This window comes from Mesorhizobium sp. M7A.F.Ca.US.011.01.1.1 (assembly GCF_003998295.1).
GTDB lineage: Bacteria > Pseudomonadota > Alphaproteobacteria > Rhizobiales > Rhizobiaceae > Mesorhizobium.
On record NZ_RZRT01000100.1, the window covers coordinates 1 to 11,281 of the forward strand.

An 11,281-nucleotide genomic window follows, 5' to 3' on the forward strand; every position below is an offset into this window, starting at 1 on the left:
TCTGTGAGTGTACAGAGGTCAGCGCCAACGGAAGTCTCCCTCCCCCTTGTGGGGAGGGGTTAGGGGTGGGGGTATTCGTAGAGCGCAAGCCTACGCTGGCCATATGCGATTGCCCTACCCTTGACGGGGTGGGGGTGGCGACATCTCCACGCACCAGGACCTTGATATGCTAGACAACCCCCACCCCGCTCACGTCGTTCGCGGCCCTCCCCACAAGGGGGAGGCGGCTCCACGCCTGACACTGTCCGGCATCTCAAAAAGCTTTCCCGGCGTGCGCGCGCTGCACAATGTCAGCCTGTCGCTCTATCCGGGCCAGGTGACCGCGCTGATCGGCGAGAACGGCGCCGGCAAGTCGACGCTGGTCAAGATCATGACTGGCATCTACCAGCCCGACGAAGGAGCCATCAGCATCGACGGCCAGGCCGTCACCCTGCCCAGCGCGCACGCAGCTTTCGGACACGGCGTCACCGCCATCCACCAGGAAACCGTGCTGTTCGACGATTTGACGGTTGCCGAGAACATCTTTCTCGGTCACGCGCCACGCACGCGTTTGCGCACCATCGACTGGCGCACGATGCGCAAAAATGCGCGCGAAGTGCTCGACACCATGCATGCCGGCCATATCGACGCCGATGCGCGCCTGAAGGACCTCGGCATCGCCAACAAGCATCTGGTCGCCGTCGCGCGCGCCATGTCGATCGACGCGCAGATCGTCATCATGGACGAGCCGACCGCCGCCCTTTCGATGAAGGAGATCGAGGAGCTCTTTTTGCTGATCGAGTTCCTCAAGAGCGACGGCAAGGCGATCCTGTTCATCAGCCACAAGTTCGACGAGATCTACCGTATCGCCGACCGCTACACGGTGTTCCGCGATGGCGAGATGGTCGGCGAAGGCCTGATCAAGGATGCCGGCCAGAGCCAGATCGTGCGCCTGATGGTCGGCCGTGCGGTCGACCATATCTTTCCGCAGCGCAAGGCCGAGATCGGCGCGCCCGTGCTCTCCGTTTCCGGCCTGTCGCATCCGACCGAATTCAACGATATCGGCTTCGAATTGCACAAGGGCGAGATCCTCGGCTTCTACGGCCTGGTCGGCGCCGGACGCAGCGAGGTCATGCAGGCGATTTCGGGCATCACCCGCACCTCAGGCGGCACGATCACGCTCGAAGGCAAGACGATCGCGCCGAGATCGGCGGCGGATTCGATCGATGCCGGCATCGTCTACGTGCCCGAGGAACGCGGCAAGCAAGGCGTGGTGATCGGCCTGCCGATCTTCCAGAACGTCTCGCTGCCTTCGCTCAAGCGCACGTCGAAGTCCGGCCTGCTGCGGTTGTCGGAGGAGTTCGATCTGGCCCGCTCATACACCGAGCGGCTCGACCTCAGGGCCTCCTCGCTGAGCCAGGACGTCGGCACGCTGTCGGGTGGCAACCAGCAGAAGATCGTCATCGCCAAATGGCTGGCGACCGCGCCCAAGGTGATCATCCTGGACGAACCGACCAAGGGCATCGACATCGGCTCGAAGGCCGCCGTGCACGGCTTCATGGCCGAGTTGGTGGCGCAAGGCCTGTCGGTGATCATGGTGTCCTCCGAGCTGCCCGAAATCCTCGGCATGTCCGATCGCGTCGTCGTCATGCGGGAAGGTCTCATCGCTGCGGTCTACGACAACAAGGGGCTGGACGCCGAGACGCTGGTCAGGACGGCAGCAGGGATCGCGGCATGAAGGCCTTTTTCAAATACCGTGAAATCTGGCTGCTCGCGGCCATCGTCGTGCTGATCGGGCTGATATCGACGCGCTTCCCGGCCTTTGCCGACCCCGGCAATCTGCGCCAGGTGTTCAACGACACCTCGATCCTGATGATCCTGGCGCTTGGCCAAATGGTGGTCATCCTGACCCGGTCGATCGATCTGTCGATGGCGTCCAATCTCTGCTTCACCGGCATGGTGGTGGCGATGCTGAACGCCGCGCATCCGGCAATCCCGATCCCGTTGCTGATCGTCATTGCGCTGGCCGTCGGCCTGGTGCTCGGCGCCATCAACGGCCTGTTGGTCTGGCGGCTGAACATCCCCTCGATCGTGGTGACGTTGGGCACGCTGACAATCTATCGCGGCGCCACCTTCGTCCTGTCCGGCGGCGCCTGGGTCAATGCCGACAAGATGAGCCCGGACTTCATCGGCTTCCAGCGCGCGGCGTTCCTCGGCATCCCGGTGCTGTCCTGGATCGCCATCCTGGTTATCGCGCTGTTCTTCGTCCTGATGACACGTACCGCGCTCGGCCGCTCGATCTATGCCATCGGCGTCAACCCGACGGCCTCGGTCTATGCCGGCATCGATGTCGGCCGAACGAAGTTCATCGTCTTCTGCATCTCCGGCATGATCGGCGGGCTTTCCGGCTACCTCTGGATCTCGCGCTATGTGATCGCCTCGGTCGAGGTCGCCAACGGCTATGAACTCAACATCATCGCCGCCTGCGTCATCGGCGGCATCTCGATCGCCGGCGGCATCGGCTCGGTCGGCGGCGCGGTGCTCGGCGCACTGTTCCTCGGCATCATCTCCAACGCCTTGCCGGTCATCAACATCTCGCCCTTCTGGCAGATGGCGATTTCGGGCAGCGCCATCATTCTGGCCGTCGTGCTCAATGCGCGCGGCGAACGCCAGCAAGGCCGCATCATCCTCAGAAAGGTGGAGGCGTGACCGACATCCCTGCCCCGCGCCATATTCCCGACCGGCTCGACAAGCCGCTGCGTTCGGCGATCTTTTCCTGGGAAGCGCTGCTGGTCGTGGTGGCAGTCGCCATCTTCGCCATCAACAGCTTTGCCTCGCCCTATTTTCTCGATCCCTACTCGCTGTCCGATCTCACCTTCAATTTCACCGAGAAGGGCCTGATTGCCTTCGCCATGGCGCTGCTGATCATCTCGGGCGAGATCGACCTGTCGGTGGCCGCCATCATTGCGCTGGCGTCGACGATGATGGGCATGGCGGTGCAGGCCGGCGCCGGCACGCCGGTGCTGGTGGCTATCGGCATCGTCGTCGGGCTCGGCTGCGGCGCCTTCAACGGTCTGCTGGTGACAAGGCTCGGCCTGCCGTCGATCGTCGTCACCATCGGCACGATGAGCCTGTTTCGCGGCATCGCCTTCATCATCCTCGGCGACCAGGCCTACAAGGGCTATCCCTCAAGCTTCGCCTTTTTCGGCCAGGGCTATGTCTGGTGGGTGGTGTCGTTCGAACTGGTGCTCTTCCTGATCGCGGCCGTCGTCTATTGGTTCCTTCTGCACCGCACGAGTTTCGGCCGTCGTGTCTTCGCCATCGGCAACAACCCGATAGCTGCACAGTTTTCCGGCGTGCGCGTCGGCCGCACCAAGTTCATCCTGTTCTGCCTGACCGGGCTGATGTCGGGCATCGCCTCGGTGCTGATCACCTCGCGGCTCGGCTCGACGCGGCCCTCGATCGCACAGGGCTACGAGCTGGAAGTCATCACCATGGTGGTGCTCGGCGGCGTCAGCATCCTCGGTGGCGCCGGCAGCATTCTTGGGGTCGTGCTTGCAGCCTTCATCATGGGACTGGTGACCTTCGGCCTTGGCCTGCTCAACGTGCCCGGAATCGTCATGTCGATCTTCATCGGCCTGCTGCTGATCATCGTCATTGCCTTGCCGATCGTCTGGCGGCGGCTCCGCGGAGGGCGTTGATGGCCGAGAAATACGCATTCAAGATGCAGCTAAAGCCCGGCATGAAGGCCGAGTACAAGAAGCGCCATGACGAGATCTGGCCGTCACTGGTCGCGCTGCTGAAGCAGGCAGGCGTCTCGGATTACTCCATCCATCTCGACGAGGAGACCAATATCCTGTTCGGCGTGTTGTGGCGGCGAGACGACCACGACATGGACGAATTGCCCGGATATCCGGTGATGCAGCGCTGGTGGGCTGAAATGGCCGACATCATGGAAACCAGACCGGACAACGAGCCGGTGGCCGTGCCGCTGGAAACAATGTTCCACATGGCATGAGTGCTATGCGCCACATCGCCGTCATCGACATCGGAAAGACCAACGCCAAGGTGGCGCTGGTCGACCTCGCGACGTTGAGCGAGGTGGCGCTGCGCCGCATGGCGAATGCGCCGGTGCGACAGGCGCCCTACCCGCACCACGATGTCGAGGCGCTGTGGACGTTCATCCTCGAAAGCCTTGCCGGCCTCAACCACGAACAGCGCATCGACGCCATTTCGATCACCACCCACGGCGCGACGGGCGTGCTGGTCGACGCGGCGAGTGAACTGGTGCTGCCGGTGCTCGACTATGAGTTCGATGGCCCCGACAGGCTGGCAGCGGATTATGACGCGATCCGCCCGCCTTTCGCCGAGACCGGCACGCCGCGCCTGCCGCTCGGCCTCAATCTCGGTGCGCAATTCTTTTGGCAGCAGGAAAGCTTCCCGGCCGAATTCGCCAGGGCCGCCGCGATGCTGATGTACCCGCAATACTGGGCGCTGCGCCTGACCGGCATCGCCGCCAACGAGGTCACCTCGCTCGGCTGCCACACCGACCTGTGGAACCCGTGGACAGCGGATTTTTCATCGTTGGTCGACAGGCTGGAGTGGCGGAGCCTGATGGCGCCGGTGCGGCCAGCCAGCGACCGCCTCGGCCCGATCCTGCCCATCGTTGCGATGCGAACCGGACTGGATCCGCAAACGCCGGTGTTCTGCGGCCTGCATGATTCCAACGCCTCGCTGCTGCCGCATCTGCTGTCCGACAAACCACCTTTCTCCGTGGTCTCGACCGGCACCTGGGTGGTGTCGATGGCGGTCGTCGGCAAACAGATTGCGCTGGATGCCGCGCGCGACACGCTGGTCAATGTCAACGCACTCGGCAATCCCGTTCCCTCGGCGCGCTTTATGGGCGGCCGCGAGTTTTCCGTGCTGACCAAGGACCGACCGGAGCAGTGGACCGAGAATGATGTCGGCGCCGTGCTGGCGCGAAAGATGCTGCTGCTGCCGTCGACCCAGCAAGGGTCTGGACAGTTCCCGCATCAGACCGCGGCATGGCTCAACGCTGACGGCATGAACAGCGGCCAGCGCTTTGCCGCCATCTCGTTCTATCTGGCGTTGATGACGGCGACCTGCCTCGACCTGATCGGCGCGGACGGTCCGACCACGGTCGAAGGCCCCTTTGCCCGTAACCGGCTGTTTGTCGGCATGCTGGCGGCAGCCACGGCGCGCGCCGTGGTTGCGTCCGAGGCCGCCACCGGCACCAGCATCGGCGCGGCGCTGCTGGCATCCGATCAGCCGGCGACGCACGGCAAGGGCGAAAGAATAGAACCGCCTGTAGACCCGGCCTGGGTTGATTATGCCAGCGCATGGCGCGCGGCAGTGGACGTGCAGGGCTGATCAGAGAATCCGCTTGCCGAAAGCAGACATGACGAAGTTGACCGCGTCGGTGCCGATCCGCGGCTCCAGATCAGCGGTCAGCCCCGACACATCCATAGACAGCAAGCCGCCGGAGAGCGCGATCGCCTCCATCGCCTGATGCGTCTCGCGCACGGTCAGCCCGCCGGAGCCCGCAGTCCAGCCGGCGAATTCGGTCGCGGTCGGCGAATAGCTGACGTGAAAGCCTTGCGTGCCTGAGGTGGCGATGCGTATCGCCTCATGCATCAGGTCGCGCATGCCCATGGCGTCGATATCGGTCATGGTGAAGGCCGACACGCGCGAATCCTTCAGCACCCGCGCTTCGGCCGGATCGGCGTGACGCAAGCCGACGATGACGACATTTTCCGGCGACAGCTGCGGCTGCAGCGCACCCGCCTTGTGGTCGAGGCCGAGAGTGCGCGCCAGCACCGAGCCTTCCGGCAGGTCGATGCCGTCCTCGTCCTCGGGCATCAGGGCGGCGATGGAATCGATCCAGATCAGGCCGAAGGAATGTGTCGCGCGCGCCGTCGCGGTCAGCGCCTTGTGGGCGATGCGCCGGTCGGCGCCTGCGATGAGGCGGACCAGCCCCGATGGCGGCCTCTCGACATCGGCGAGTTCCACCACGTCGAAGTTCATCGCTTCCAGGCGCGCGCCGGTGCCTTCCCGGGCCAGGATGCCGGCAGCTCCCTGCCCGGCCGTGATCTGCACCATCTTGCGACCGGAAAAATCCTCGACGTCGTGCATTGGGGCCTTCTCGACATATTCCGAGGTCATTGCCAAAAGCATGGCGCCATAGCTCATGCGGAAGGCGACGCGGTCGCCGACGGAGGGCCTCGGGTCGGCATCGGCGACATCCAAAAGCAGATGGTCGCTGGAGGCGCCGAGCACCCGTATCCCCTTGGCGATCGGCGTCAGCCCCTCGACCAGCACGTCCTCGCGGCCGATATTGGCGATGGCGCGCAGCCTGTCGCCTTCGTCGGGGAAGACCGGCTGGTTGCCGAAGGCGTCGTAGCCCGATTGGCCGATCGGCCGTGACGGCTTGAGCTTGACCTCGATGATGTCGCTGGTCAGCCGGCAGGCATCGGGTTCGAGCTCCGCCCACGGCGTGTCGCGGAAGGTCTCGACACCGCCCTGCAGGATTGCTTCGCCGACCCGCAGATTGTTGATGCCGGCCGGCAGTCTGCCTTCGAGCAGCAGCGGCAGCGACGACGAGGCACCGCCGGAGATCACGTCGAGGCTTCTGCCGGACAGGCGCTCGGTCTTGTAGGCATGGGCGACGAGCTGGCCGAGATTTTCCGGCGTCGGCATGATGGCGCCGAAACAGCCGAGATTGGTGCCGATGCCGGCAATGCGAACGCCCTTGAACTGCAGTATCTGCTCGACCGTCGGGATCAGGTCGTTCGGCCAGATGCCCTCTCGGAGATCTCCGAGATCGATCATCAGCATGATGTCGTGGACGCGGCCCATGCGTTCGGCGATGCGCGAAATCTCGCGGATGGTGGCGAGTTCCGACTGCAGGCTGATGTCGACGGTGCGTACCACCTCCTCAACCCGCGCCATCGGCGGGCTGCGCAACAGCATGATCGGCGCGTTGATGCCGCTGTCGCGCAGCCGGCGGATGTTCTCGAAGCGCGATTCGGCGATGCCGGCGACACCGCCGCGCAGCATGGCGCGCGCCACTTGCGGCATGCCGCACGTGCCCTTGGTGACGCCGAACACCTTGATGCCCGAGAGCGCGCAGCGCTCGACGATGGTGCGCGCGTTGCGCTCGATGCGGCCAAGGTCGATAGCGACTTGCGGTCCCGACATCACTAGCCCCCGTAGACCAGTCCCTGCGGGTCGATCTCCGGCTTGCGGCCGGAAACGAGGTCGGCAAGGAATTTGCCGGAGCCGCAGGCCATGGTCCAGCCGACATGACCGTGGCCGGTGTCGAGATAGAGGTTCTTGTAGCGCGCCTGGCCGATGACCGGCACCGAGTTGGGCATCATCGGCCGCAGGCCCGCCCAGAACACAGCCTTCTTCTCGTCGAAGGCACCCGGGAAAAGATCCTTGCCGGTGCTGATGATCGTCTTGAAATCGGCGGGCTTGAAAGTTCGGTCGAAGCCGGTGAATTCAGCCGTCGAGGACATCCGCAAGCGGTTGCCCAGCCTGGAATAGCCGATCAGCCGGTCCTCGTCGGCGCCGCCCATGGTCGGTCCCTTGCTTTCGTCCTCCAAGGGAATCGTCGCGGTATAGCCTTTTACCGGATAGACAGGCAGGTCGATGCCATAGCGGCGCCCGAGCAGGCCGCTCTCCGGTCCCATCGAGATGACCACGGCATCGCCGGCGACCGGGCCGGCCGACGTCATCACCGCGCGCACATGATCGCCCTCGATGTCGAGGCCTTCGACTGTGGTTGCGAACAGGAATTTGACGCCAAGCTTCTCGGCAGCATAGGCGGCCAGCCTGTCGACAAATTGCTTGGAATCTCCGGTCTGGTCGGTTGGCGAATAGACGCCACCGGCAATCTTGTCCTTGACGCCGGCAAGGCCTGGTTCCAGCTCGACCAGCCGGTTGCGGCCGACGATTTCGATCGGCAGGCCGTGCTTGGCAAGATAACGGTAATTGTCGGTACCGGTGTCGAGGCTCTTTTGCGAGCGGAAGAAATAGAGAATGCCCTTCTTGCGCTCGTCGTAGTGGATGCCGGTGGCTTCCGAAAGCGCATTGATGCAGTCGCGCGAATAGAGCGCGAGCCTGAGCTTGATGTCGGTGTTGGCGCGCAGGCGCGCCACCGTGCACTGGCGCAGGAAACGCAGACTCCAGGCGAGGAAGTAGGGATCGAGGCGCAGCCTGACCTTGATGCCGAGATCATGGTTGTAGAGCCCGCGCAGGAAGGTCTTCAAAGCCGCCGGCGAGGCCCAGGCGGTGGCGTCACCCGGTGACACCAGGCCGGCATTGGACTGGCTGGTGCCTTGTGCCGCCGCCGGATGGCGCTCGATCACTGTCACCTCATGGCCTTCGCTGGCCAGATAATAGGCGGCCGCCGTACCGACGACACCGGCCCCGAGCACCGTTATTTTCATGCCATCCCCCAAGAGCTCCTCGCGGCGCGGCGCCTCCGCGCCTTGCCGCGAATGCCTTCAATAGCGCTTCACTGCCCGCCTTGCGAGCCCTTGGGAGAACCCGGCTCAGCCGCGCGCGGAGTTCTTGCCGGTCAGGATGCGCTCCCAGGCGAGCGCGTCGGCGACGATCTGGTCGAGATCGTCGCGTTGCGGGGTCCAGCCGAACTCGGCGCGGGCGAGATCCGAATTGGCAACCACCGCCGCGGCATCTCCGGGGCGACGGTCGCCCATCTTCACCTCGAAATCATGACCAAAGGCGCGGCGCACGCTGTCGATGACCTCGAGCACCGAGTAGCCATGGCTGTAGCCGCAATTGGCGACGAGGCTGGTGCCCCCGGCACGCAGCCGCTGCAGGGCCAGGCGATGCGCCGCCGCCAGGTCGCTGACATGGATGTAGTCGCGCATGCAGGTGCCGTCCGGCGTCGGATAATCGGTGCCGAACACCTGCATGAACGGCCGCTTGCCGAGTGCCGTCTCGCAGGCAACCTTGATCAGATGGGTGGCGCCCGGCGTCGACTGGCCGGTGCGGCCCTTCGGGTCGGCGCCGGCGACGTTGAAGTAGCGCAGCGCGGTATAGCGCAGGCCATGCGCGATCGATGCGTCGCGCAGCATCCACTCACTCATCAGCTTGGACAGGCCATAGGGCGATTCCGGCGCCAGGCGGGCGTCCTCGCGCACCGGCTCCAGCCCGGCTCCGCCATAGACGGCGGCGGTCGAGGAAAAGATGAAATTGGGCACGCCTTCGCGCACCGCGGTTTCGATCAGCGTGCGCGTCTTCGAGGTGTTGTTCTCATAGTAGCTGAGCGGGTCGGCGACCGATTCCGGAACCACGATCGAGCCGGCGAAATGAATGATCGCGTCGACCTTGTTCTCCCTGATGACCCCGCCGACCAATTCCCTGTCGGCAACATCGCCGACAACCAGCCTTGCCTCGGGCGCCACCGCCCATTCGAAACCGGTGGAAAGACGGTCGAGAACGACCACGCTTTCGCCGGCATCCAGCAGCTCCCAGACCATATGGCTGCCGATGTAACCGGCGCCGCCTGTAACCAAAACCGTCATCCGCGTCCTCGCTTATCCAAGATTTATCGGAAACTGTCTCAACCCCCGCTCTACTGGAAAGCCCGCCGCATGACCATTGGAACCCGTGGTAACCGGCCTCGCCGGCCAGTGGCATTGTCCTGAAACAAAGTTGATCCACATCAAGGGAATAGGCCACGATCCGTGGTCGTTAGGAACAGGTCCGGGGCGTGGCATTTTGACCAAAAAGGCCAGGTGGACGACCAACAGGCCAATGATTATGATCCCGCGCAAAAATTGGGAAGTCGACATGAACTATCAGCGGTTCTTCGAGGAAGCGATCGACCAGCTCCATGCCGAGCGTCGCTACCGCGTTTTCGCCGACCTGGAGCGCATCGCGGGCAAGTTCCCGCGCGCCATCTGGCGTTCCAATGGCCGCGCCGAGGAAATCACCGTCTGGTGCTCCAACGACTATCTCGGCATGGGCCAGCATCCCGACGTCATCGCCGCGTTCCAGAACACGGCAGGCAAAATGGGTTCGGGCGCCGGCGGCACCCGCAACATTTCCGGCACCTCGAACCCGCTGGTCGAGCTCGAGGTGGAGCTTGCCGACCTGCACGACAAGGAAGCGGCACTGGTCTTCACCTCCGGTTTCGTCTCCAACGAAGCCTCGATCTCGACCATCGCGAAGCTTTTGCCCAACTGCCTGATCATCTCGGACGAATTGAACCACGCCTCGATGATCGAAGGCGTGCGGCGTTCCGGCGCCGAGAAGAAGATCTTCCGCCACAACGACGTGGCGCATCTGGAAAGCCTTTTGCAGGCGGCGGGGCGCGAACGCGCCAAGCTGATCGTCTTCGAAAGCGTCTATTCGATGGATGGCGACATCGCGCCGATCAGAGAGATCGTCGAACTCGCCGAGCGCTACAACGCCATGACCTATATCGACGAGGTCCATGCCGTCGGCATGTACGGGCCGCGCGGCGGCGGCATCACCGAGCGCGAAGGCCTGGCCGACCGCATCGACATCATCGAAGGCACGCTCGCCAAGGCATTCGGCACGCTGGGCGGCTATATCACAGGCACCAGCGCCGTGATCGACGCCGTGCGTTCCTATGCGCCGGGCTTCATCTTCACCACGGCACTGCCGCCGGCGATCGCGGCTGCCGCGACCGCGTCGATCCGCCATCTCAAGCGCTCGCAGGCCGAGCGCGACGCCCAGCAGCAGCAGGCGAGCCGAACCAAGCAGATCCTGTCGGCCGCCGGCCTGCCGGTGATGGACTCGCCGACCCACATCGTGCCGCTGCTGGTCGGCGATCCCGAGGCCTGCAAGATGGCCAGCGACCGCCTGCTCGGCGTGCACGGCATCTACATCCAGCCGATCAACTACCCGACCGTGCCGCGCGGCACCGAGCGGCTGCGCATCACGCCGACGCCGTTCCATTCCGATGCGCTGATCGCCGAATTGCAGGATGCGCTGGTCGAGACCTGGGATGCGCTCGGCATCCCCTATGGCTCCGCCGGGCGGCCTTCGGTGGCCAAGAGCGACCGCATCATTCCCCTGCTGGTGCCCAAATCAGGCGGCTGAAGCCCGTTGCTGGTTGCGCCTGTCGATTGCTTCCAACGCCGCGACGCTCCGACGTCACGGCATGGCAACTGTGTTCATGCGAAAGCTTTTTTATCACGGATGATGGCGTTTAGGACGACGAGGAGCTTCCTTGCGACGGCGATGATAGCCTTCTTCTTTGACGCTGAGCGAGCTGCGATGGCGC

9 protein-coding genes are annotated in these 11,281 nt (G+C 64.2%); 6 read left to right on the forward strand and 3 right to left on the reverse strand.

Features of this window, described 5'->3' with window-relative positions:
* The first annotated feature begins 166 nt into the window (after positions 1-166).
* From EOA13_RS35480 to EOA13_RS35500, 5 genes are read left to right on the forward strand one after another with little or no spacing between them, the layout of a single operon-like run.
* On the forward strand, positions 167-1,717 hold the full coding sequence (locus EOA13_RS35480; protein WP_127297821.1) for a sugar ABC transporter ATP-binding protein: 1,551 nt from the start codon (positions 167-169) through the stop codon (positions 1,715-1,717).
* Positions 1,714-2,688, forward strand: coding sequence for an ABC transporter permease (locus EOA13_RS35485; protein ID WP_127297822.1), 975 nt, complete (start codon positions 1,714-1,716; stop codon positions 2,686-2,688). The genes EOA13_RS35480 and EOA13_RS35485 overlap by 4 nt, the downstream gene beginning before the upstream one ends.
* Complete coding sequence (locus EOA13_RS35490) at positions 2,685-3,680, forward strand: ABC transporter permease (protein WP_127297823.1); 996 nt, start codon at positions 2,685-2,687, stop codon at positions 3,678-3,680. Before EOA13_RS35485 ends, EOA13_RS35490 begins: the two co-directional genes overlap by 4 nt.
* Positions 3,680-3,997, forward strand: coding sequence for an L-rhamnose mutarotase (rhaM, locus tag EOA13_RS35495; protein ID WP_127297824.1), 318 nt, complete (start codon positions 3,680-3,682; stop codon positions 3,995-3,997). Before EOA13_RS35490 ends, rhaM begins: the two co-directional genes overlap by 1 nt.
* Positions 3,994-5,370 carry an FGGY-family carbohydrate kinase gene (locus EOA13_RS35500; RefSeq protein WP_127297825.1) on the forward strand — a complete coding sequence of 459 codons (1,377 nt, stop codon included), beginning with the start codon at positions 3,994-3,996 and terminating at the stop codon, positions 5,368-5,370. Before rhaM ends, EOA13_RS35500 begins: the two co-directional genes overlap by 4 nt.
* On the opposite strand, the gene EOA13_RS35505 is transcribed toward EOA13_RS35500, so the two are convergent.
* From EOA13_RS35505 to galE, 3 genes are all read right to left on the reverse strand, one after another.
* Positions 5,371-7,197 (reverse strand): alanine racemase, encoded by a 1,827-nt coding sequence (locus EOA13_RS35505; protein WP_127297826.1) that lies wholly within the window; start codon positions 7,195-7,197, stop codon positions 5,371-5,373.
* A gap of 2 nt (positions 7,198-7,199) precedes the next feature.
* Complete coding sequence (locus EOA13_RS35510; protein WP_127297827.1) at positions 7,200-8,450, reverse strand: D-amino acid dehydrogenase; 1,251 nt, start codon at positions 8,448-8,450, stop codon at positions 7,200-7,202.
* A 105-nt stretch (positions 8,451-8,555) separates the two neighbouring features.
* On the reverse strand, positions 8,556-9,551 hold the full coding sequence (gene galE / locus EOA13_RS35515) for a UDP-glucose 4-epimerase GalE (RefSeq protein ID WP_127297828.1): 996 nt from the start codon (positions 9,549-9,551) through the stop codon (positions 8,556-8,558).
* Positions 9,552-9,819: 268 nt separating this feature from the next.
* Between galE and hemA the strand changes: the two genes are divergently transcribed.
* Entirely contained in the window at positions 9,820-11,097 is a 1,278-nt protein-coding gene (gene hemA, locus EOA13_RS35520; protein ID WP_127297829.1) for a 5-aminolevulinate synthase, read from the forward strand.
* Positions 11,098-11,281 lie beyond the last annotated feature (184 nt).

Excerpts from the sequence above, each read along its gene's own strand:
- galE (WP_127297828.1), bottom strand. The coding sequence starts at position 9,551 with ATGACGGTTTTGGTTACAGGCGGCGCCGGTTACATCGGCAGCCATATG.
- rhaM (WP_127297824.1), top strand. The coding sequence starts at position 3,680 with ATGGCCGAGAAATACGCATTCAAGATGCAGCTAAAGCCCGGCATGAAG.
- EOA13_RS35505 (WP_127297826.1), bottom strand. The coding sequence starts at position 7,197 with ATGTCGGGACCGCAAGTCGCTATCGACCTTGGCCGCATCGAGCGCAAC.
- EOA13_RS35510 (WP_127297827.1), bottom strand. The coding sequence starts at position 8,450 with ATGAAAATAACGGTGCTCGGGGCCGGTGTCGTCGGTACGGCGGCCGCC.
- EOA13_RS35500 (WP_127297825.1), top strand. The coding sequence starts at position 3,994 with ATGAGTGCTATGCGCCACATCGCCGTCATCGACATCGGAAAGACCAAC.
- EOA13_RS35480 (WP_127297821.1), top strand. The coding sequence starts at position 167 with ATGCTAGACAACCCCCACCCCGCTCACGTCGTTCGCGGCCCTCCCCAC.
- hemA (WP_127297829.1), top strand. The coding sequence starts at position 9,820 with ATGAACTATCAGCGGTTCTTCGAGGAAGCGATCGACCAGCTCCATGCC.
- EOA13_RS35485 (WP_127297822.1), top strand. The coding sequence starts at position 1,714 with ATGAAGGCCTTTTTCAAATACCGTGAAATCTGGCTGCTCGCGGCCATC.